The sequence below is a fragment of the Paenibacillus sp. GCM10027627 genome, assembly GCF_042675505.1.
GTDB lineage: Bacteria > Bacillota > Bacilli > Paenibacillales > Paenibacillaceae > Pristimantibacillus.
Genome location: NZ_JBHTHB010000005.1, coordinates 115549 through 137764, shown reverse-complemented (window position 1 = coordinate 137764; position 22216 = coordinate 115549). Strand labels below are relative to the sequence as shown.

The window sequence follows — 22216 nt, the reverse complement described above, 5'->3', positions numbered from 1 at the left end:
AGCTCCTCTTGTGCTAGAAACGGAAGTACAGAAATGGATTAAATGTGGCATCCACCAAATAAGCGATGGACATCAGCAGCAGAGCGCCGTGCCACGTAAGGGCAAGCGCCGGATGCAGCAGCGGCCCCTTGCCTGGTTCTCTTTTAGGCAAAGAAGCAACAACGAGCAGCAGCAGCAAAATGGCGTTTGTGTAAAGCAAATACAACGACTGACGATCCCATAAAGGAGCATCGTTTGCTCCGAACAATGCTGTGAAATAAGCGAATACGTTCGGCAGCTGATCAAAGGCAAAAAATACCCAGCCAAGCAAAATAAGCAGAATGGCATAGCTGTGTCTAATAAATCTTGGCAAACGGCTTAGCCAGGAGAGTGCGAACCATTTTTCAAACGCAAGAATGAGGCCGAAATACAATCCCCACAGCAGGAAGTTCCAGCTTGCTCCATGCCAGATGCCGGTAAGCGCCCACACGATCAAAATGTTGCGGAGCTGCACCCATAGCCCCCGTCTGTTGCCGCCAAGCGGAATGTAGACGTAATCGCGGAACCAGGTGCCAAGCGAAATATGCCAGCGCCGCCAAAAGTCGGTAATGCTTTGCGCCGCATACGGTTTATTGAAGTTTTCGTTGAAGCGAAAGCCGAACATAAGACCAAGGCCGATCGCCATGTCGGAGTATCCGCTGAAATCGAAATAGATTTGAAAAGCAAAGGCGATAATGCCCAGCCAAGCGGTTAGAGTAGGCATCGTCCCGGCGCTTGTAGCCGAAATTTCATTCCAAAGGAGCCCGATATTGTTGGCCAAAAGCACTTTTTTGGCAAGTCCGATGGTAAAGCGCCGTACACCTTCCGCAAACATGGCGTTATCGACGATTCGGTGGCGAAGCTGTTCCGCAATCGTTTTGTACTGCACGATCGGTCCGGCCACCAATTGCGGAAACAAGGCGACGAACGTGGCGAAATCAAGCCAGTTGCGCTGGGCTTTCGATGTCCGGCGGTATACGTCAATAATGTAGGACATGGATTGAAACGTATAAAAGGAAATGCCGATCGGAAGCGGAAGATCCGTTGGTGGAATGTTTGTCCCTAACAGGGCATTTAAATTGCCAATCAGAAAGTCGGCGTATTTAAAAAAGCCGAGTACACCCAAGTTGATTATAATAGAAGCTATCAAAATGACCTTGCGTTTCGCTTTGCCATATTTCGGGTTGTCGAGCAGCAAGCCGAAAAAATAATCGGTAATCGTAGACAGAAGCATTAACGCGATATAGATCGGCTCTCCCCAGGCGTAAAAAACGAGACTGGCTAAAAACAGAATCAAATTTTTCAAACGCCAGGGAGAAACATGATACATAAGTAGAACGGCCGGCAGGAAGACGAATAGAAACAATAAGCTGCTAAATACCATAGGAACGTGGGTTACGGCTGTACAAGCTTTTCAAATTCGGCGACGATCTTGTCCGCTTCCGAATCTGCCGCAATGACAAACAGAATATAGCTGCCTTTTGTGACGAGCTTGAAGTTTTTGGCGTTTTCATATTGATCAGGGAGATACGTTTCAAATTGCTTTTGAACGTCTGTGGCGCGCTGCTTGACGCCCTTCTCCACCGTTTCGATATTTTTGACGTCTTTCACTTTCAATATAGAAATTTCGTTTGTTTTAACATTCATAAGAGGGGTCATAATAGCGTATTCCTCAAGAAGCGCAGGGTCGAAGTGGTAAAGCTCCTTAACCATATCGTCTTCGAGGGCCATAAGGGCAGGCTGCTCCACTTTGGCGAGTATGCTCTCAACCATTTCTTTGGCTGTGCCAGCCTTCTGGTCTAACTCACCGCCGGAATCCCCATCTGGACTCGGCTTAGCGCTCGGTTCACTGGAAGGGGCATTCGTTTCTTGGCCGGATGTAGCCCCATTGTTTTTTGGATCGGCGCCGCAAGCGGTTAAGGCTACTCCCATGGCAACGACGAGCAGCAGGTGAAGCATTCTTTTTTTCATCGTTAGGTCACTCCTTGATGTCTGTTCTTATATGAGAGGATTATTCATTGGTTCAAACGAGCCCAGTCCTCATTAAGTTGCAGGAAGGAGAGAGTTGGCAATTATTGCGAGGAAATTGTGAACTTTTGAAAATAGGTATTCGTTTTTTTACGCAAACGGTGATAAAATGCATACAAAGAGCTATTTCACGCTTTAGTGCGGTGGCAAGTAGGAGGAGCGACAGATGGAATACATCAGTACAAGAGGCAAAGTAGGAAATATCGGTTTTATCGACGCTTTTATGATGGGACTTGCTGATGACGGGGGACTGCTCGTTCCGCGCGACATTCCGCAAGTGTCTGTTGAGACGCTGAAGGCTTGGCAGGAGCTTAGCTACAAGGAACTGGTGCTGGCCATCTTCTCGCTGTTTACAAATGACGAAATTCCGCAGGATGATTTGAAAGCGATGGTGGACGCCAGCTACGGGACGTTCCGCGATCCGGAAGTGACGCCGGTGCGTCGCATCCGCGATGACTTGTATTTGCTGGAGCTATTCCATGGCCCAACCTTCGCATTTAAAGATATTGCACTGCAATTTATGGGACAATTCTATTCTTACGTTGCCGGAAAACAAGGCAAAAAAATTCATATTTTAGGAGCGACGTCCGGGGATACGGGCGCATCCGCGATTCAAGGCGTCAAAGGCAAAGAGGGCATTAAAATTTGCATTCTGTTCCCGACGGGGAAAGTGAGCAAGGTGCAGGAGCTGCAAATGACGACGGTGCAGGACGACAACGTTCTGAACTTGTCCGTAGAAGGCAATTTCGACGATTGCCAGCGAATGATCAAAGAGCTGTTTGCGGATCTCGATTTCAAATCGGCTAACCATCTCGCCGCGATCAACTCCATTAACTTTGTGCGTATTATGGCGCAAACGGTCTATTATTTCTACTCCTATTTTCAAGTGGCAAAGGCAAACGGAGGCCAATTGGACAAAGTCAATTTCAGCGTGCCAACAGGCAATTTCGGCGATATTTTCGCGGGATATTTGGCGAAGCGAATGGGTCTTCCGGTGAACAAGCTCATTTTGGCAACCAACGAAAACAATATTTTGGAGCGCTTTATTCATGAAGGAGTGTATATGCCGGGCGATTTCCGCTCGACCTACAGCCCGTCGATGGATATTCAAGTAGCTAGCAATTTCGAGCGGTATTTGTATTATGTACTGGGTGAAAATCCGGAAGTGATCCGCGAGCTGATGGAGAAGTTCAAATCGGAGGGCGAAATTTCGATTTCCGAAGAGGCACTGGCAAAGGTACAAAGCGAGTTCGCGGCCCATGGCGTAGTCGGCCAGGAATGTTTGGATACCATTTCAGATTTCCAAACGAAATACGGCTATTTGCTCGATCCGCATTCCGCATGCGGCGTAGCAGCTGTCCGTGAGTGCGCGGAGCAAGGCGAAATCAGCATTTCGCTTGCGACGGCTCATCCCGCCAAGTTCGACGAGGCTATTCGCCTGTGCGGTATCGAGCAGAAGTTCCCGGAGCAAATTTCATCCTTGTTCAATAAGCAGCAGCGCCAAGTGCTGGTGGACGGCAAGCTGGAAGAGATAACGAAGGAACTGCTAAAGTTTTATAACGCCTAAAGTGAATCGCAATATGCGAATATGCAAATGAAAAAAGTTTTGCCTTGTCTTTGGACAGGGCAAAGCTTTTTTTTTACATCTGGGCCGAATATGGCTATCAGTCCCGAAATTTCGAAGGCGGCACTTTTTTATGTTTTTTAAACGTGCGGCTGAAGTAATAAATATCGTTGAACCCGGATTCTACAGCCACTTCAGTGACGGAGAGCCCCGTGCTGCGAAGCAGATGGTCGGCTTTGTCCAGCCTGACTGCGGTCACGTACTCTGTAACGGTTCGTCCTGTCAATTCTTTGAACAGTCGGCTGAAGTGGAAGCGGCTTAGTCCGGCAATGCCGGACAGCTGTTCTACGGTTAGCGGAGCTTGATAGTTTTCGGCGATGTAGCGGAATACCGGCTCAAAGCGCGCGACGTTTTTCATCCGCTCCGCATGTTCGTCTTTGGTCAAGACGGTTGCGACATGCCCGCGCAGCAGTAGGGCAAGCAGACGGTAAAGCTCCGATTTGATCGCCACCTCGTAGCCAAAATCACGGCGCTCCAGCTCCCCGATTAAGGCATGCATGCAGGAGACGGTAGCCGCATCTCCGCGAACCAGATTGCTAAACAACAACTGGTTTTGTGAGATCGGCGCAATAAACTTGGTTTCGGCAGCGTCGACCGATCCGCTGTGAAGCAAGGAAATGTCCGCGATCAGCACGTGATAGGCGAGGTCGCTGCTCCGGCTGATACCGTAATGAAGTTCGTTGCTGTTGACCACAATCAAGTCGCCGGGCTTCGCTTCAATCGGCACTGAACCGCATTCAATAATCGCTTCGCCGGATTCGATAAACAGAAATTCAAGATGTTCATGCCAATGATGGGGAAACAAAACGACACCCGTTTCTCTAATGGGGGTTCGATGCATTTTGATAGGAAAATGAGGATTCGGCATGCTCATCGTTTCCCGCAGCGCCTCGTGATAGCCAAGCATCTCGTATCCCTCCGCTTCATAGCACATTTGTACAAACAAACCGCACGCCTTTGCATGGAGTCCTTTGTTTAAATCATTATAATACGAAAGTATAGTAAGAAAAAAGATTCTCAAATTTGAATACAAACAACGAGGAGAGAGCGGCATGAAAACGATCCGTATCGGCGTCATTGGAACCGGTTCCATTTCTTCAATGCATCTGGAGGCCTATCAAAACAATAAAGCGGCATCCCTGTATGCGGTATGCGATTTGAACGAGGAGCGGGCGCGTGCAGCAGCCGAAAAGTATGGAGCGGTCAAGGTTTTTACCGATTACCGGGATTTGCTTGCCGACCCTGAAGTGGATGCCGTTAGCATTTGTACCTGGAACAACACGCATGCGGAAATTAGCATTGCAGCGGTCAAGGCGGGCAAGCATGTGCTTGTAGAAAAGCCGCTTTGCCGCACGGTGGAGGAAGCTCTTGAGGTTCAACAAGCGGTAGAGGAGTCGGGCAAACTATTGCAGGTCGGCTTTGTCCGCCGTTACGACAACAACGCACAGATGCTCAAATCGTTTGCCGCCGCAGGCGAGCTCGGGGACATCTATTATGCAAAAGCGACGGCCTTCCGCAGGCTCGGCAACCCTGGCGGCTGGTTTGCGGATATCGAGCGTTCGGGCGGCGGGCCGCTCATCGACATCGGCGTCCACGTAATCGATCTGTGCTGGTATATGATGGGCCGGCCCAAGCCGATATCGGTCAGCGCCAATACGTACCGGAAGCTGGGCAACCGTTCTCATGTGCAGCACTTGTCCTTCTACAAGGCGGCGGATTACGACGCCTCCAAAAATACAATCGAAGATATGGCGAACGCTTTGATCCGGTTTGAAAATGGCGCGTCATTGGCGGTCGATGTCAGTTTTACTCTACATGCCAAAAAAGATGAAATGTCTATTCGGCTATTCGGCGACAAAGGCGGAATGGAAATTGATCCGGAGGCGGTTATCGTCTCAGAGAAAAGCGGCACGATCGTCAACATTCATCCGCAGACGGATCACGCAGGATTCCATATGGAGAGCGCCTTTCAAAACGAAATCGACCATTTTATCGAAAATGTGCAGCAAGGAACAACGCCGATCAGCCCGGTTCAAGATGGGGTGCAATTAATGAGGATGCTGTGCGGCATTTATGAATCTGCGGCGCAAGGCCGCGAGGTGTCCTTATGAAGCTTGGAATAAGCACATATAGCCTTCATCAAGCGGTCGCCGCCGGTGAGATGTCGGTTACAGATGTGATTGACTTTATTGCGAGCATTGGCGCGGATCATGCGGAAATTGTGCCGATCGGCTATTCCTTGCCGGATCATCCAGGTCTCGTTGACGATATACGCAATGCCGCTGAGCGAGGCAGGATCGAACTGTCCGGTTACGCGGTCGGCGCCAACTTCGCAGGTTTGGATGAAGAAGGTTTTGCGCGCGAACTGGAACGGCTCAAACGGGAGGTGGACGCTTGCGCGGCCCTCGGCATTACCCGTATGCGGCATGATGTAGCGTCATCCGAAGATCGTTCAATCGGCAACTTTTTGGCTGAATTGCCCAAGCTGACGGAAGCATGCCGGATAATAGCCGATTATGCTGCGGGTTACGGCATTACGACTAGTGTGGAAAATCATGGCTATTTCGTCCAGCATAGCGACAGAGTACAGGCTTTGGTTCATGCGGTGGGAAGGGATAACTTTCGGACGACGCTGGACGTAGGCAATTTTCTATGCGTGGATGAAGATCCGCCGACAGCCGTTGCCAAAAATGTAGGTTTGGCTTCGATGGTGCATCTTAAAGATTTTTATTTCCGTCCCGCCAATCGTTATCCGGGCGAAGGCTGGTTCAACACGGCAGGCGGCAATTGGTTGCGCGGCGCCATAGTGGGACAAGGGGACATCGATATTCCGCGGGTGCTTCGAACTGTCAAAGACAGCGGGTATGACGGTTATCTTTCCATCGAATTTGAAGGAATGGAAGAATGCCGCAGCGCCACTAAGATGGCCTTCGAATATGTAAAGCGCCTTTGGACCGAGCTCAGTGAATAGAAGCGCGTTTGAAACGATAAATAAGGAGTGGTTATGATGACAACGTTCGGAATGTCTAATAAAATCGGTGTTATTGTGGACAGTTTTCAAGTGGGAGTGAAGGAAGGGCTGGCTAAAGCGAAAGGAGTCGGCGCGGACGGGGTGCAAATTTACGCGGTCAAAGGCGAGATGGACCCTGCCAATCTCACTGCGGCGGCAAGAAAAGAGTGGAAGGCGTATATCGACTCTCTGGGGCTGGAGGTTTCTGCGCTGGTCGGCGATTTGGGCGGACACGGCTTCCAGGACCCGGCGCAAAACCGGGACAAAATCGAAAAGTCCAAGCGCATTATGGAGCTCGGATTGGAGCTTGGCACAAACATTATTACAACCCATATTGGCATTGTTCCGGAGGATCGGAACAGCCGCGTTTACGAGACGATGCACAACGCCTGCGAGGAGCTTAGCCGATTCGCAAGCGGCATGAACGCTTTTTTTGCCATCGAAACGGGACCGGAGACAGCATCTCATTTAAAAACGTTTTTGGACGGACTCGGCACAAAAGGCGTTTCGGTCAATTTTGATCCCGCCAATATGGTGATGGTGACAGGGGACGATCCGGTAAAAGGCGTTTATACGTTGAGAGATTACATCGTCCATACCCATGCGAAGGACGGCGTTAAGCTGGGGCATATCGATCCGCGCGACGTATACGGCGATTACGGTTATGAGGTAGAGCTGGACCATGAAAAAATTGCCGCCATGGCGGAATCCGGCTCGGCCTTCCTCGAAGTGCCGCTTGGAGAAGGCGGAGTCGATTGGGACGGCTATTTGAAGGCGCTTTATGATATTGGCTATAAAGGATACTTAACGATTGAGAGAGAAGTGGGCGTAAATCCCGAAGCGGATATTCGTCTGGCGGTCGACTTTTTAAAAAAATATAGAAACAAATAGAGGTTGAGAGCTGTCCTGACGGGCGGCTCTTTTTTTTTCCTATAGCACAACAGGGATCGAATCTTGTAAAATAGTGTCATATTATGTTCCATATCCAGGAAGGGGTATCTGGCTTGAACCGATTGCTGACGAGAATGGTTTTGTTTTTTTCATGCCTTATTATTGCCGCGGTTGCGGTGCTTGGCTTTACCCTCTATCGTTCTTCTATGAGCTTGGTCGAAAATTCGCTTGGCGCGCAGGCGCAGCTTGCGGCGGAAAACGCAGCGAGGCTAATTGATCCCGTGAGCTATGCTCAGCTGAAGCCGGAGGATGGCGCTACGGAATATTACAGCGAACTGAGAGAGAAGCTGAACGCGCTTAGAGAAGCCAATGGACTCAAATATTTGTATACGCTTGCAAAGGGCGAGGAAAACGGCAATGCCTATTATTACTATATGGTAGACGGGGCTCCGGCGGATGCGGCTGAAGGCGATTTTTCCCCTATCGGCACAAGAGAAGAAAACGAATATCCCGGAATGGTGCAAGCTTTCGCCGAGGGAGAGGCCCATGTCGGAGAACTGTCTAACGATGAGGAATACGGAGCTACTATTACGGCTTATGTCCCATTGATAGACGACAACGGCAAGATGATCGGACTCATTGGCGCCGATTTTGACGCGGCCACCGTTTATGCGCTTATGTCGAACAATACGGAAAAAACGGTTTACATAGCGCTGGGCATTGTGGCGGCCGGCATTTTGCTTGTGTTTCTTCTGGCCAGCTACTTAACGAATCCGCTCAAAAGGCTGACATCGCATGTAGCGAAAGTAAGAGAAGGGGATATGACGGTTAATATCCCGGTTTACCGCAAGGATGAAATCGGCCATCTCGCCCTTACGTTTCAACAGCTCGTCTCCAATACGCGTTCGGTCATTCGCAGCATGAAAGAAAGTTCGGAGCAGCTTATGGAAGCGTCGGAAGGCGTCACCGAGCATGCCAAAAGCACAACGGAGGCGAGCCGCGATATTGCCGCCAGCATTCAGGAGGCATCGGGTGGAGCGCGCACGCAGGTGAGCCGAGCTGCGGATATGACCAAAGCGATGGAAAGCATGACGGGGAACATGCAGCGGATTACGGAGTCGGCCGCGATTGTCTCCGACGTGGCGCATGAGACGAAGCAGCATTCGGATCGGGGGCATAGGCTGCTCCATGGCGCGACGGAAGAAATGGAGGAAATCGGACGCAGCGCGGAGGAGATGCTTGTCGCCACTAAGGAGCTTGCGAGACGCTCCGATGAAATCGGTGAAATTTCGACGGTGATGGCGGATATCGCTGAGCAGACGAATTTGCTCGCGCTGAATGCGGCGATTGAAGCTGCCCACGCCGGAGAAAACGGCAAAGGCTTTGCCGTAGTGGCAGATCAGGTGCGCAAGCTTGCTGCCCAGTCGGGAGCATTTGCAGAGAAAATAGCGGAGCTGGTCGCAAGGACGCAGGAGGAAGCGTCGCGGCTTGCTTCCGGCATGGAAAACAATTCGGGCAAGGTGCGTTCGGGAATTACGGTTGTAAAAGAAGCAAGCGACGCCTTCCACTCCATTGTGGGCGGGCTGGAACAGGTTAGCTCGCAATTGCAGGAGGTGGCGGCCGCCTCGCAGCAAGTATCGGCGGAGTCTGAGGAAGTGGCGGCTTCCGTAGAGGAGCTGGAGCTTATATCCCGCAACGCCGCACAATATTTCGAAGGAATCGCCGTAAGTTCCAGCGTTCAGATGGTTTCTATGAACGAGGTGTCTTCCTCCGCCGAGCTGTTGAAAAATATGTCGAACGAGCTGAACGCGCTGAATAAGCGTTTTATCGTGTAGAGGGAGCAGAGCAAGCTGCTTGGCGGGGTGAAGAAAAAGCTGTCTTTTGCTACTGCCGCAAATTTTTTACAGCTAATTCAGTGTAAAGGTATAGGAATAAGGTGGAGATAAGAGTATAATCGGTAATAGTGTACAAACACCCACAAGGGCCGAAGCGGCGGCATGCCGGCGGGGAGGCAAATCTATTTGCAAAAAGGAGTATGAATTATGTCAAAAACTCTTATTTTCGGACACAAAAATCCGGACACGGACACCATTACATCGGCTATCGTTTATGCGGAGCTGAAATCGAAGCTGGGCGCAGACGTTGAAGCGGTTCGCCTTGGCGAAGTAAACGGCGAAACGCAATTCGCGCTGAACTATTTTGGGTTTGAAGCTCCCCGCTTGGTGGAAAATGTTGCCGACGAAGTAAAAGAAGTTATTTTGGTCGACCATAATGAGCGCCAACAAAGCGCTAACGATATCGATAAAGTCCGCATCACGGAAGTTATCGACCACCACCGCGTTGCGAATTTTGAGACAGCGGGCCCGCTTTACTTCCGCGCTGAGCCTGTAGGCTGCACGGCTACAATTTTGAACAAGCTGTACAAAGAAAACGGCGTTGCTGTTCGTAAAGAAATTGCAGGTCTTATGCTTTCCGCTATCATTTCCGATTCCTTGTTGTTCAAATCGCCGACTTGCACGGAGCAAGACGTAGCGGCAGCTCGCGAGCTTGCAGCTATCGCAGGCGTAGATGCGGATGCTTACGGACTGGACATGCTTAAAGCGGGCGCGGACCTGAGCGACAAAACGATTGCTCAGCTTATTTCCATCGACGCTAAAGAGTTCACAATGGGCAGCTACAAAGTGGAAATCGCGCAAGTAAACGCAGTTGACGTAAACGATGTGCTGAGCCGTCAAGGGGAGCTGGAGCCTGCTTTGAACGACATTATTGCGGCTAAAGGTCTTGATCTGTTCTTGCTTGTAGTAACGGACATTTTGAACAATGACTCCGTTGGTCTTGCGCTTGGCAACAAAGCGGATGCTGTAGCGAAGGCGTACAATGTTACGCTGGAAAACAACACAGCTTTGCTGAAAGGCGTAGTTTCCCGCAAATCCCAGATCGTTCCCGTATTGACGGAGACGCTGAGCGCGCTGTAAGATTGGCTTATTGGAAGTACAAGAGGCAGCCTATGGCTTCGTCACGAAGCCATAGGCTGCTTTTTCGTTATTTTGAACCGGAGAGGACGTTTGGTGGATGTTTGAAATTCGCGAATTTACGATTGAAAAAATGAAGGACCCATACGGCATATTGTCCGGCGACCGTTACGAATTTTATTTGGAGCTGACCGTCGACGAAGAGGACGAGCTTTATTTAGAGCAAGGCGTCAGATTGCGCGTCGTTTTTTTGAAAGAGGAACCGGTCTCCCGCATCATTAAATACGAGTTTCTAAATGCGGCGACAAACGAATATATCGATATGGAAATGGTGGAAGAGGAAGAAACGTTCATCCATTCGTTCTGTGGGCAACAATTAGAATTGCCGCTTGAGGAGTAGTTGTGCTTAGCCGTCTTTCTCCTGCATAAAGTTCAAGAAGAGCGCTTTGCGCTCCATTGGACTTTTTTCTTTTTTTAAGGAGGAGATTAAGATGCGCGAACCGTTTAAAAACGAGCCGTTTACCGATTTTACAAAAAGCGACTCCATTGCGGAGTTCGGAGCGGCGCTTCGCAGCGTCGAATCCCAGCTCGGGCGGGAATACCGTCTGAAAATTGGCTCCGATTACGTCGAGACGGTCATTAAGCGGAAATCGATCAATCCTTCGGATTTTATGCAAACCGTCGGCATCGTCTCACAGGCCGATACGGATCATGTCCATAAGGCGATATTGGCCGCCGCTGCCGCTTTTGAGGAGTGGAAGCGAGTGTCCCCGTCCGCGCGCTCGCGGGTTCTGTACAAAGCCGCCGCCATATTGCGGAGAAGGAAACATGAATTCAGCGCCTGGCTTGTCTATGAGGCGGGGAAAAGCTGGGTGGAAGCGGATGGCGATACGGCGGAAGCGATTGATTTTATGGAGTTTTACGGCCGGGAAATGGAGCGGCTGAGCGAGCCTCAACCGATTGTTCCGTTGTCTGGAGAACATAACGACCTCGTTTATTTGCCGCTTGGCGTAGGCATTGTTATACCGCCGTGGAATTTCCCGCTTGCGATACTGGCGGGTATGACGATGGCGGCAATCGTGGCCGGCAACACGGTCGTGTTGAAACCGGCCAGTCCTACCGCCGTCATTGCGGCCAAGTTTATGGAACTGCTGGAAGAAGCGGGCGTGCCTGACGGAGTAGTCAACTTTTTGCCGGGCGCTGGCGGAGATATCGGAGATTTTTTGGTCGAGCATCCGCTGACACGGTTTATTTGCTTTACGGGTTCGCGCGAGGTTGGTCTTCGCATTAACGAAAAAGCTGCGGCAGTGCAGCAGGGGCAGAAATGGATGAAGAGGGTCATCGCGGAAATGGGCGGCAAAGATACCATTATCGTCGCTGAGGACGCTGATTTGGATTTGGCTGCGGAGGCGATTACGCTGTCGGCTTTCGGCTATTCGGGGCAAAAATGTTCTGCCTGCTCGCGTGCTGTTGTAGATGAAGCGGTGTATGAGGCCGTTCTCGCGAAAGTCGTCAAGCGGACGGAGGCCCTTCTCATGGGACATGCGGCGGAGCCTGCGACATTTATCGGACCAGTCATTGACGAGCGGGCTTATATTCAAATTTTAAAATATATCGAGGTTGGCCGTACGGAAGGTACGGTTGTGCTGGGCGGGAAAAAGGGGAGCAGCTCTGGCTATTTTATCGAGCCAACCATAATCCGGGACGTGGCCCCTTATGCGCAAATTGCCCAAGAGGAAATTTTTGGGCCAGTGCTGGCGTTTATCAAGGCCGCCAATTTTGAGGCGGCGCTAGATATTGCCAATAATACGGAGTACGGCCTGACCGGCGCCGTCATTACCCGGAATCGCGCCAAACTGGAGAAAGCGCGCGATGAATTCCATGTGGGCAACTTATATTTTAACCGCAAATGCACGGGGGCGCTTGTTGGCGTTCATCCGTTCGGCGGCTTCAACATGTCCGGCACCGATTCCAAGGCGGGCGGCCGCGATTATTTGCTGCTGTTCACTCAGGCCAAGGTCGTTTCGGAAAAACTTTAACGCTCGCTTACATTTTGATTTTGAACGATTTATTTATAAGCGGATACAACCACTTCACGCCGCTCGGCGTGAGGGTGTCTGCCGCCAAATGGGACAAGTAGCCAAGCGCGGCGGCCCAGGCGAGCCCCTCTAACTGAAGCTGCTCCTCCAGCCCTAATCCAAGCCACCACCAAAACGGAATGATCCAAATCGTATGCGTCATCCCTCTATGCTTCAGCCACGGCGCCCATACGACAAACGCCCCGAGGCCAATTAGCCAAGCGAGTTCGCGCTCGATGCCTTGGGCGATCAAATAAACGCCGACGAGGCTGACAAGAGCGTTCCGTATCGCGCCTTGTTTCATCGTGAGGCCAAGCAGAACGGCGGCGATGCCGCCTCCCGCAACAAGCGGGGATATCGACTGTCCGGTTATAAAAAAATAGATAAGTACTGCGGCGAACAACACCCCGCCCCATAGGGCGATTTCGCGAATGCGCCGGCTAAGTTTCGTAAGTTTGCTGCTAAGCATGCTGGGACCGTCCAGATCAGCGCTAAGCGCAGAAAAGGCCGCTACTCCGATAAATATGGCGAAATCGGATAAATCCGCCGAATAGTAGACTGCCGTGGCAGCTCCTACCCCCGCTCCAATGGCCATATGTGTTTTTCCTCTCATGTTGCCTCCTAGCTTATAGATGCTCTTTGTTTATTTGCTCGTTCCTCACCATTTGCTCCAGCTTCTCCACTAGCTTGTCATGGGCGGGATCACGTTTCTTGAGCCCCCATAGCGATGTTCGTTTTGCGGATTTCAGCACTTTGAGCAAATACAACTTTTCCTGTAGTGTCAACATCCCGTTGCCAGCCTCCTTTCTTGCCGCGTCCTTTGGTGTTGATGGCGTTCCTCTATTATATACAATTATCGGACGAGAATAAATGTTCGTATTTTTATCTATATTGGCAGTCTATCCGGCCGGGTGCTATAATGAGCTTTAACTAACGAACTTTAACTAACTTAAGGATTGGTGGTGAGATGCCGAATGGAAAACGGAATCGCTTCTGCTGCATGCGATGACGCATGCTCGGGAACTCAAGCGGATATTGTAAGCGTCAAGGACAAGCTAATCGACGATGCGACCGCCACAGAGCTTGCGGATTTGTTCAAGGCGCTCGGAGATGGAACGCGAATCCGAATCATTCATGCGCTGCTTCAATCCGAGCTATGCGTACATGATTTGACGGAAGTGCTAGGGATGGGGCAATCGGCGATTTCCCACCAGCTTCGGCTGCTTCGCAACATGCGTATCGTCAAGCGGCGCAAAGTGGGCAAAACGGTCTTTTATTCGCTAGACGACGACCATGTCGAGCAATTGATTGTATTAACGATGCAGCATCTTAAACATGGATAAATAAAGCTTGCTAAAAAACGCGCATTCACCTTTAGCCCTAATGGGAAGGAGGAAAATGCGCGTTTTTCTTTTTTGGCGGGATATGGATAATCGGTTGGCATCGGGCATCGGGCATCGGGGCCCCAGCGCAAAGCGATGTATCTTTTTGGGCGATCGGGGGGATTAGTAAATAACGGTTGCGTATAGGTAAAGGATGGCATATAATACATATGAGCATGTATTCATATATTGTTTATACACTTCATTTATTGACCGGGAGGAAACGGTATGAGCAACCAGGACAACACTAAACATGAGGGGCATGATCATGATCATGGCGATCATAAGCACGACAACCACGGGCACGAGGAGCATTCGAACTGCAGCCACGATAAGGCTGGGGAAGGAAAAGGCAATGTGAAGGGGAAGAAGAAGGCTCATTCGCACAGCCATTCCCATGGGCATTCTCATGGCCATTCGCACGGCCACGGTCATCATCACGGCCATTCCCATGGTTCGGGCAATAAAGCGGGACTGCTCATTGCGCTTATTATTACGTCGGGTATTATGTTTTTGGAATTTGTGGGTGGCCTCGTAACCAACTCGCTTGCGCTGTTGTCCGATTCCGGCCATATGCTGAGCGATGCGGCGGCGCTAGCGCTAAGCCTTGTTGCGATGTGGTTTGCAGCAAGACCCGCTTCACCAAATAAAACATACGGTTTTTACCGGTTTGAAATATTGGCCGCCTTGTTAAACGGGGTCACGTTGTTCGTCATTGCCGGGTTTATTATTGCGGAAGCGATTGAACGGTTTCAAGAGCCGCCAACGGTGGCCAGCGGTTCCATGATGATCATTGCCGCTATCGGTTTACTGGCGAATTTGGCCAGTGCTTGGGTGCTTACGCGCAAAGGCGATGTAGAAGGCAATCTAAACGTACGAAGTGCGTATCTTCACGTTTTGGGAGACGCTTTGGGCTCGGTCGGAGCTATCATCGCAGGACTATTGATGCTGGCTTTCGGCTGGTACATTGCCGATCCGATTATTAGCGTCATTGTCGCCGTTCTGATTTTGAAGAGCGCTTGGGGAGTTATTCGCTCAACGGTTCACATTTTGATGGAGGGCACTCCGGTTACGGTCGATGCGGAGCGGGTGAAGGAAGTGCTGCTTGGCATTAAAGGGGTTAAGGATGTTCACGACCTTCATATTTGGACCATTACTTCGGGATTGGATTCCTTGTCTTGCCACCTTCTCATTGAGGATGAAGCAGGCAGCCAAATCGTCCTTCAGGAAGCGATTAAACGAATTGAAGAAGAGTTCGAAATTCAGCATACGACTATTCAAGTGGAGAAGTCCCAACTGCAGCATTCCGAACTTAAAGTATAGAGGATTTAACACCCGCGGCAAAAAGGAACGTCCCGAACGCTCACAAAGGAGCGACTCGGGACGTTTTTTAGCTTTCTGGTTAACGGGTAGCTGTAATGGATTTGGATTTGTAAATTTGCGAGGCGAGCAGGAAAGAAACGACTCCCCAAAGCGCCAAAATGCCCATTCCGCTCCAGAAGGAGCTTGATGCAACTCCGCTCGCATAAATTAACCCGTCGCGCATGCCTTCTACAAAGTAGGTGAGCGGCAAAATTTTCGGGACGATTTGAAGCCAGTCGGGCAGCATTTCAATTGGGAAAAAGATGCCGCTAAGAAACATCATAAAGGTGCTGACAATGTTGGCTACACCCATGTACGACTCCATCGTTTTGCTGAAGGAGGAGAACAGATAACCCATTGCATTAAAGACCAGCGCCCCGGCAATAAAGGCGATCGCCAAACTAAGTACGTTAATGTGAAGAGAGGCGTCAAAGAAGTATACGCCCACCAGCGAGAGGACTGTAACTTGAATGAATCCAAGCATGATCCGCACCAGCATGCCGGATAAGCCATACAGTCCCATCTTGGCTGGCGTCATCCGGAGCCGCTTGAGCAGCCCGTTTTTGCGCATATCGACCAGACCGACCATGCCGAACAAGCCGCCCTGCGCTATAGAAAGACCGATCATGCCGGTCAGCAGAAAGTCTTGATAGCTAATATCGTCGGCCGCCGACGTTATGGACTCCATTTTGACCGAATAAGTAGCTGTCGCTCCGACCGCCGCCAAATTGGCCTGCTGAACGAATCTTTCCAAAATGCCGGAAATCGCTTGCGTGGAAGCTCCGCCTTCGTTTTCCCGATTAACAATTAAGCCAACCTCGGAGATGCCTTCTTTGTCTGGAAGGACGATAAGCGCATCGACTTTTTCAGTTTCGACCCATTGTTCTCCCTGCTCAACGGTGACTGGACTTGTGTCCTTCAGCTCGAAAACGGGGATGCTTTTCAACTGCTCGAACATAGCCGCAGAGGAAGCGTTGGGAGCGGGGTCCGCGATGGCAATCGTTGCTTTAAAGCTGCTGCTCGACCCGCTGCCGCCAAAAATAATCATAAACAGCACCATCAATATAATGGGGAAAAAGAGATTCCAAAACCAGACCTGCTTCTCGCGGAACATCATTTTCACCTGTGCTGAAAACATGCTGGCAAATTGTTTGGCCGCCATTGCTTTAATCCCTCCACTCTTTGCCTGTATAGGCAATGAATACGTCCTCAAGGCTCATTTCGCGAATGGAAATTTGCTCGACGCGATAGCCGCGCTCTTTCGTAAATCCGAACATTTCGTAAAGCGTCGTTTCCGGATGTGTAGTCCAAATGCGAAGGGAAGCGCCCTCCAGTTCGGTTTTGACGACGGACTCCTGTTTTCTTGCGACAAGTTCAGTATCCGCAGCCGCCAAAGAGCCGTCCAGAAACGATAAGCGAACTTCGCGCTCTTCCGTTAATCGGTCAATGAGAGCGGCTGGAGTGTCCAGCGTGACGATTTTGCCTTGATCGACGATACAGACACGATCGCTCAGCTTCTCCGCTTCTTCCATATAGTGAGTTGTAAGAATCGTTGTTTTGCCTAGCTGCTTAAGCTTTAAGATGATGTCCCAAATGTTGCGGCGGGCTTGAGGATCGAGGCCGGTCGTCGGCTCGTCGAGGAAAATGACTTTAGGATCGTTGATCATAGCGAGCCCGATAGCGAGACGCTGCTTTTGGCCGCCGGACAGCTTTTTGACATGCTTGTTGCTCTGGTCGGCTAAATTGATCATGTCCATCACTTCTGCCGCCGGTTTGGAGTGGGGATAGAAGGTAGCGAACAGCTCCAAATTTTCTTTTACCGTGAGCAGGTCGAATAGAGCGCTGGATTGAGGCTGAACGCCGATATCCTGCTTAATTTGCTCTCCGTCCCTGGACCAGCTTAGTCCGTCGATTCGAATGTCGCCCGAATCGGGCGGGACCAGCCCTTCAATCATTTCCAGCGTTGTCGTTTTTCCGGCGCCGTTTGGTCCAATAATCGTAAAAATTTCACCCGCTTCCACAGAAAAGCTAATGTCATCCACCGCTCGAACCTCTCCGAACGATTTGCGCAGATGGCTCACTTCGAGTACGGCCATGTTCTTCATCACTCCCTCGATTTTAGGCCAAAATCAGCCGTAAAACACTCTGTTCCTATTCATTTTATAAGAGCTGCTGGAAAGTATTGTACAGTTTTTGAAAGTCATTTTGCTCCGTCTAAAGTCTGAGATCGCCGTTATTTGCATTCAGGAAAAAAAAGAGCAGGCATACCGGGGCGGCATGCCTGCTCTTTTTAAGCCAATTGTATGGATTTAAGAGGTAATATGACGGACGAAATCCCGCTGGCTTTGTTCCAATTGCTCATCGCTCACCGCGGAAGAGTCGTGAAGTACGAAAGGCGGTTTATAGGTTGCGCTGACAAAATGGGCCAAAGCTTCTACAGGCCGCAGCAATTGCTGCATAGTAAACCGATTGAAGCCGTCCGGCTTGTACGAGTCGGCAGAGCCGTAAGTGGAAATCGCCACGCCTATTTCTTTTCCGCTCATATGAATGCCGCCAGAGCCGTATGCCCAGCCGGGAAGCATGACGCTGTCGAACCATTTTTTAAGCAGCGGCGGGGTGCTGTACCAATAAAAAGGATATTGAAGGATAATGCGGTTATGCTTCTCAAGAAGCAGCTGCTCCCTCTCCACATTAATGGATTCGTCGGGATAAGCCTCATATAGGCAATGGGTCGTAATGTGTTCATGCTTTTGAAGCTCCTCTACCCATGCTTTATTAATGCGGGAGGCGGCGAGATTCGGATGGGCAACAATAACGGCGATTTTCATTGATCTTCACTCCAATTCTGAAAGGGATAGGATATAGCGGGTTCGAACCTGTTAATCATCATAATCAACAAACTTTAATTTAGTAAGTATGCACTTTATCGAGAGATACTTACTAAATAGAAAGTATTGGGCAGGATATGTACCTGACTGGAGAGCGGCATAAAAAAAATGCCCTGCATCTGATAAGTGCGGGGCATTTCATCTGATTATGGACTGTCTTGATCGGGAGTTAACCGGAATTGCTCGCCCCATTGCTGTAAATATTCAATAGCGGGCAGCAGCGATTTTCCAAGGGGCGTCAGCTCGTATTCTACTTTTGGAGGAGTTGTCGGATAAACCGTCCTGCTAATAATATTTGCCGACTCCAGCTCGCGCAATTGCTCGGCCAACATTTTATGAGTAATGCCTGTTATAAGCTTCTTTAGTTGTCCGTACCGCTTTTTCCCGTCCACCAGCTTGCAAATGATAGCCGACTTCCATCTTCCCGAAAACAAGGACATTCCTACTTCTATAGGACACTGAAACGTTTTTCCATTGAACAGATAGCTGACGCCATGCTCGGCCATTGATCACACTATCCTTTCGGTAAGTATTGTTCTAAAAAGTGCGTACTTAATAAAGATAAGTATATTGTGTAAAGTTAGGGTTGTAAATCATTAGCGGAAAGGAACGAACCAATGAACAAAAAATATATGGTATGCCTAGTTTCGGCAGCGGCATTTCTGGGCCCGTTTACTCAAACGATCTATACGCCGATATTGCCGGAGATGGCGGAGCAGTTCCGTACCACGCAGGATGCCGTCAACTTGACCGTATCCGTGTATCCGATTTTTTTTGCTATGATGCAGTTGGTTTACGGGCCGCTTATCGATAAATACGGCAGGCGCAAGCTGCTGCTGCTTGGCTTGTTATTTTATTTGGTCGCCACGGCCGGAGCGGCTTTGTCTCACTCTGTCACGATTCTTATTTTGTTTAGAGTGCTGCAAGCAATTGGGGTTTCTGTCGGCTCGGTTGCCGCAACCACAATAATCGGAGATTTGTACGAAGGCAAGCTGCGCGGAAGGGCCATGGGTATTTTTCAAATGTTCGTTGCGCTTGGTCCGGGGCTCGGACCGCTCATTGGAGGTTTCACCGGGCCGCAGCTTGGATTTCATGGTTTGTTTTGGATTCTGTTCGCGGCAAGCATGGCATTCTGGGCCGTATTGTTTGCCAGTTTGCCGGAAACGAAAAAGGAGGGGAGCGGCAAGGCCAACCGATTTCAGCTCCGGCATTCCTCGGGCGTTCTGGTCCATCCTGTTGGACTTGCAATCGTCATGCTTGGTTCGGTGCAATACGGAATTTTTTATACGCTGCTTATTTTGCTGCCGAACTTATTGCAAGAGGTGTATTCGCTCGGTCCCAGCGCTACAGGGATGATGTTCCTCGCCATATCGGCCAGCATTGTTATAGGCAGCATTGTTGGGGGTCGCATACAAGAATACGGCGATACGAAAAAAACGTTGTGGGTCATTGCCTTTTGCCAAATGCTTTCCCTCCTGTTTCTTGCATTTGCGGCACCTTGGTCGCTAACGCTATTTGCAGCAGGAATTGTTTTTTTCGGTATTTGCTTAGGTTTGACGTTGCCGATGCAAACGACGCTGCTCTCCAATGAATTTCCCGAACGAAGAGCTACGTCAATCGGCGTTTACAATTTTTTTCGTTACATTTGGATGTCCATTGGGCCGGTCGCCGGAACTTATTTTTACCGCTTCGGGTATCAATGGGAAATGGCGGCTTTTGCCGTCGTGTTTGCGGCTGTTCTTCTAATCATCTATCGCAGCCTTTTTCGCTCGGGGGCTATTTTGTCTTCCGCAATCGAACAAAAATATCATTGAACTAAGGAAATATTGAGAGCATAATTACATTTGACATTGTACATCGCGGTTTAGACTTGAAAGGAGCTATTTTGTCGGATGTGGATTACGTTTTCTGTTTTTTCGGCCATTGCGTTTGGCGTGAGAGGCATATTGTATCATTGGACGAGCCAAAAGAAACTTAACCGGAATGCGCTTCTATGCGGCACGTTTGCGACCGGAGCCATCGTTAATCTTATCATTGCCCTCCTTTATTCGTCTCATTGGTCCCTCGCCTGCTTGATCGGCATTCAGATGGGACTGTTTTCTTTTGGCGCCAATGCCAGCATGTTCAAAGGATTTGCGGTAGGCAAAGCTTCGCTGGTCGCGATTTTTACCGCTCTTCCTTCCGTTGTTGTGGTGCTGGTTGCTTTCCTGCTGTGGGATGAACGCCTCCATACGATGCAGCTGTTAGCATTTCTTGTTATCGTTGGCGGAGTGCTGCTTGTGCGGTATTCCAACGATTTATCGCTGCGCAATTTGCAAGGCGCACAGTGGGGATTGCTGGCGATGCTGCTGTTCGCAGGCAATGATCTGTCCAGCAAATGGTCCACACTAATGGGGGCCGAGCTGTTCCCGACAATGGTTATGATGTTTGCGACGGGCTCCGCTTGTTTTGGAATATGGTGGTGGAACGACCGTCGGCTGGAGAGAAAAAAGGCGTCGGGCCCGGTTTTGCATGCAGCAGTCGACAGCGGCAATGATAAGTCAAAACCGTTTTGGAGCGACAGGAGAACTTTTTTGGCGGGGCTTGGCATCGGCACAACAAATACGGTCGGCATGATGCTGATCGTGACGGCCTTTGATGTTGGAAAAGCGGGACTAGTATCCGCCGTGGTGGCGCTTAATGTGCTGCTCGTGCTCATTTATACCCGGTTCTTCGTAAAAGAGAAGTTTACTCGCACCGAGCTTGCGGGCATTCTGTTATCCTTTTTTGGTATTTTGCTCATGAGGCTGTTTGGAGCTTAATTGTGATAGGTCGGGCAGGGACTATGTTCCCAAGGCTCGGCCTTTTTTTGTGGTTTACGTACTTGTAGTACGCAGGCGGTTTGTTGAATTAGTTTATTTGATTGTAGCTGTTGTGAAAAGGGAAGCGCTTTACGGGCTGGACGAACGGGGGTAAAATAAACAAACAGCGCAACGAAGACGGCGTAACTTTAACAGAAAGTAGCAGATGCATCTATGAGCGTGTTTATCCACATCTTAGTAACCAATGTTTTGCCTATGGGTATTATGGTAGCGCTTGGTATCGTTTTGCAGAGGTCTTTTTCGCTCGATATTAAGACGTTGTCCAAGCTGAACTTTTATTTATTTTCGCCTGCAATAATGTTTGATTTGTTGTACAGCACTTCCATTTCGGCCGGTTTGATCGGTCAGGTGCTGCTGTTTGCCGTCCTTTTTATGGCGGGCCAATATGTGCTTACGGAAGCCGTTATTCGAACGAGGGGCTATAGCCCAAGTATGAAAAGCGCGATGCGAAACAGCGTGCTGTTTTACAATAGCGCCAATTACGGAGTGCCGCTTAACCAGCTCGCTTTCGCAGGCAGCAAGGAAACGCTTGCCATTCAGATTTTGATTATGATGCTGCAAGCGCTAATACCGAATACATACGGGGTTTACAATGTGAGCGCGCACAAAGTCGACAAACGTCTCGTTTGGAAAACGATATTGTCGATGCCGATTATTTACGTCATTCCGCTCGCCTTTTTGCTGCGCGGCTTTGAGGTTCCCATTCCGCAGCCAATCGCTATCCCGATTGATTATTTGTCGAGCGCTTTTATCGGCACGGCATTGATTACGCTAGGCGTACAGCTCGGAAGTATGGAATGGAGAATCAAAAAGTCTTTGCTGCTCGACGTTGGCTTATCCGGCTTGCTGCGGCTAATAGCGGGACCAGCGCTTGCCGCCATGATTGTGTGGATGATGGGGCTGGACAAACTGACGGCAGCGGCGCTGATTGTTTCATCAGCGGTGCCTACCTCGCTTAGCAGCGTGCTGCTTGCGGTTGAATTCGACAACGAGAAGGAATTTGCTTCGCAAGCCGTATTTGTGTCGACGCTGGTGAGCATGTTTACGGTTGCGGCGGTTATCTTTTTACTCAATATCGACATATAAGGCTAGGAGGGCTGCA

The 22216-nt window shown here is 50.0% G+C and carries 22 protein-coding genes; 13 read left to right on the top strand and 9 right to left on the bottom strand.

What is annotated here, in order from left to right; translation table 11 throughout:
• Positions 1 to 13: 13 nt before the first annotated feature.
• Positions 14 to 1402: an MBOAT family O-acyltransferase gene (locus tag ACFQZE_RS18050; protein WP_379359548.1), complete on the bottom strand. Its 1389-nt coding sequence runs from the start codon at positions 1400 to 1402 to the stop codon at positions 14 to 16.
• An 11-nt stretch (positions 1403 to 1413) separates the two neighbouring features.
• Entirely contained in the window at positions 1414 to 1989 is a 576-nt protein-coding gene (locus tag ACFQZE_RS18045) for a DUF4358 domain-containing protein (protein WP_379359546.1), read from the bottom strand.
• Between the two features lie 223 nt (positions 1990 to 2212).
• Between ACFQZE_RS18045 and thrC the strand changes: the two genes are divergently transcribed.
• On the top strand, positions 2213 to 3613 hold the full coding sequence (thrC, locus tag ACFQZE_RS18040; RefSeq protein WP_379359544.1) for a threonine synthase: 1401 nt from the start codon (positions 2213 to 2215) through the stop codon (positions 3611 to 3613).
• A gap of 97 nt (positions 3614 to 3710) precedes the next feature.
• On the opposite strand, the gene ACFQZE_RS18035 is transcribed toward thrC, so the two are convergent.
• Positions 3711 to 4577, bottom strand: a complete 867-nt coding sequence (locus tag ACFQZE_RS18035; RefSeq protein WP_379359542.1) for a helix-turn-helix domain-containing protein — start codon at positions 4575 to 4577, stop codon at positions 3711 to 3713.
• Positions 4578 to 4722: 145 nt separating this feature from the next.
• Here ACFQZE_RS18035 and ACFQZE_RS18030 point away from each other — a divergent pair, with 145 nt between their 5' ends.
• From ACFQZE_RS18030 to pruA, 7 genes are all read left to right on the top strand, one after another.
• On the top strand, positions 4723 to 5781 hold the full coding sequence (locus tag ACFQZE_RS18030; protein WP_379359540.1) for a Gfo/Idh/MocA family protein: 1059 nt from the start codon (positions 4723 to 4725) through the stop codon (positions 5779 to 5781).
• On the top strand, positions 5778 to 6641 hold the full coding sequence (locus ACFQZE_RS18025; RefSeq protein ID WP_379359537.1) for a sugar phosphate isomerase/epimerase family protein: 864 nt from the start codon (positions 5778 to 5780) through the stop codon (positions 6639 to 6641). Before ACFQZE_RS18030 ends, ACFQZE_RS18025 begins: the two co-directional genes overlap by 4 nt.
• Positions 6642 to 6677: 36 nt before the next feature.
• The gene (locus ACFQZE_RS18020) at positions 6678 to 7571 is read left to right on the top strand and encodes a sugar phosphate isomerase/epimerase family protein (RefSeq protein WP_379360103.1); all 894 of its coding nucleotides are present in this window, start codon (positions 6678 to 6680) and stop codon (positions 7569 to 7571) included.
• A gap of 113 nt (positions 7572 to 7684) precedes the next feature.
• A complete protein-coding gene (locus ACFQZE_RS18015) occupies positions 7685 to 9406 on the top strand; it encodes a methyl-accepting chemotaxis protein (RefSeq protein WP_379359535.1) in 1722 nt (573 codons plus the stop codon).
• 207 nt (positions 9407 to 9613) lie between these two features.
• Positions 9614 to 10546 (top strand): manganese-dependent inorganic pyrophosphatase, encoded by a 933-nt coding sequence (locus ACFQZE_RS18010; RefSeq protein ID WP_379359533.1) that lies wholly within the window; start codon positions 9614 to 9616, stop codon positions 10544 to 10546.
• Between the two features lie 97 nt (positions 10547 to 10643).
• On the top strand, positions 10644 to 10943 hold the full coding sequence (locus ACFQZE_RS18005; RefSeq protein ID WP_379359531.1) for a DUF6509 family protein: 300 nt from the start codon (positions 10644 to 10646) through the stop codon (positions 10941 to 10943).
• A gap of 91 nt (positions 10944 to 11034) precedes the next feature.
• On the top strand, positions 11035 to 12582 hold the full coding sequence (gene pruA, locus ACFQZE_RS18000) for an L-glutamate gamma-semialdehyde dehydrogenase (protein ID WP_379359529.1): 1548 nt from the start codon (positions 11035 to 11037) through the stop codon (positions 12580 to 12582).
• A gap of 7 nt (positions 12583 to 12589) precedes the next feature.
• Here the strand turns inward: pruA and ACFQZE_RS17995 are convergent, their stop codons facing one another.
• Both ACFQZE_RS17995 and ACFQZE_RS17990 read right to left on the bottom strand, forming a co-directional pair.
• Positions 12590 to 13234, bottom strand: coding sequence for a metal-dependent hydrolase (locus tag ACFQZE_RS17995; protein ID WP_379359527.1), 645 nt, complete (start codon positions 13232 to 13234; stop codon positions 12590 to 12592).
• A 13-nt stretch (positions 13235 to 13247) separates the two neighbouring features.
• A complete protein-coding gene (locus ACFQZE_RS17990) occupies positions 13248 to 13409 on the bottom strand; it encodes a hypothetical protein (protein WP_379359525.1) in 162 nt (53 codons plus the stop codon).
• A 186-nt stretch (positions 13410 to 13595) separates the two neighbouring features.
• On the opposite strand from ACFQZE_RS17990, the gene ACFQZE_RS17985 reads away from it, so the two are divergent.
• Together ACFQZE_RS17985 and ACFQZE_RS17980 are read left to right on the top strand one after the other, a co-directional pair.
• The gene (locus ACFQZE_RS17985; RefSeq protein WP_379359523.1) at positions 13596 to 13964 is read left to right on the top strand and encodes an ArsR/SmtB family transcription factor; all 369 of its coding nucleotides are present in this window, start codon (positions 13596 to 13598) and stop codon (positions 13962 to 13964) included.
• Positions 13965 to 14231: 267 nt separating this feature from the next.
• Positions 14232 to 15326, top strand: coding sequence for a cation diffusion facilitator family transporter (locus ACFQZE_RS17980; RefSeq protein ID WP_379359521.1), 1095 nt, complete (start codon positions 14232 to 14234; stop codon positions 15324 to 15326).
• Between the two features lie 79 nt (positions 15327 to 15405).
• Here ACFQZE_RS17980 and ACFQZE_RS17975 read toward each other — a convergent pair whose 3' ends face one another.
• The 4 genes from ACFQZE_RS17975 to ACFQZE_RS17960 form a co-directional block, all read right to left on the bottom strand.
• Positions 15406 to 16527: an ABC transporter permease gene (locus tag ACFQZE_RS17975; RefSeq protein WP_379359519.1), complete on the bottom strand. Its 1122-nt coding sequence runs from the start codon at positions 16525 to 16527 to the stop codon at positions 15406 to 15408.
• Between the two features lie 4 nt (positions 16528 to 16531).
• Positions 16532 to 17461, bottom strand: coding sequence for an ABC transporter ATP-binding protein (locus ACFQZE_RS17970; protein ID WP_379359517.1), 930 nt, complete (start codon positions 17459 to 17461; stop codon positions 16532 to 16534).
• A gap of 213 nt (positions 17462 to 17674) precedes the next feature.
• The gene (locus tag ACFQZE_RS17965) at positions 17675 to 18193 is read right to left on the bottom strand and encodes an NAD(P)H-dependent oxidoreductase (RefSeq protein ID WP_379359515.1); all 519 of its coding nucleotides are present in this window, start codon (positions 18191 to 18193) and stop codon (positions 17675 to 17677) included.
• A gap of 206 nt (positions 18194 to 18399) precedes the next feature.
• A complete protein-coding gene (locus ACFQZE_RS17960) occupies positions 18400 to 18759 on the bottom strand; it encodes a winged helix-turn-helix transcriptional regulator (protein ID WP_379359513.1) in 360 nt (119 codons plus the stop codon).
• Between the two features lie 111 nt (positions 18760 to 18870).
• On the opposite strand from ACFQZE_RS17960, the gene ACFQZE_RS17955 reads away from it, so the two are divergent.
• The 3 genes from ACFQZE_RS17955 to ACFQZE_RS17945 all read left to right on the top strand — a co-directional run bounded on the left by ACFQZE_RS17955 (position 18871) and on the right by ACFQZE_RS17945 (position 22200).
• The gene (locus ACFQZE_RS17955) at positions 18871 to 20067 is read left to right on the top strand and encodes an MFS transporter (RefSeq protein WP_379359511.1); all 1197 of its coding nucleotides are present in this window, start codon (positions 18871 to 18873) and stop codon (positions 20065 to 20067) included.
• A 78-nt stretch (positions 20068 to 20145) separates the two neighbouring features.
• Complete coding sequence (locus ACFQZE_RS17950) at positions 20146 to 21054, top strand: EamA family transporter (RefSeq protein WP_379359509.1); 909 nt, start codon at positions 20146 to 20148, stop codon at positions 21052 to 21054.
• A gap of 213 nt (positions 21055 to 21267) precedes the next feature.
• Positions 21268 to 22200, top strand: coding sequence for an AEC family transporter (locus ACFQZE_RS17945; protein WP_379359506.1), 933 nt, complete (start codon positions 21268 to 21270; stop codon positions 22198 to 22200).
• Positions 22201 to 22216: the final 16 nt, after the last annotated feature.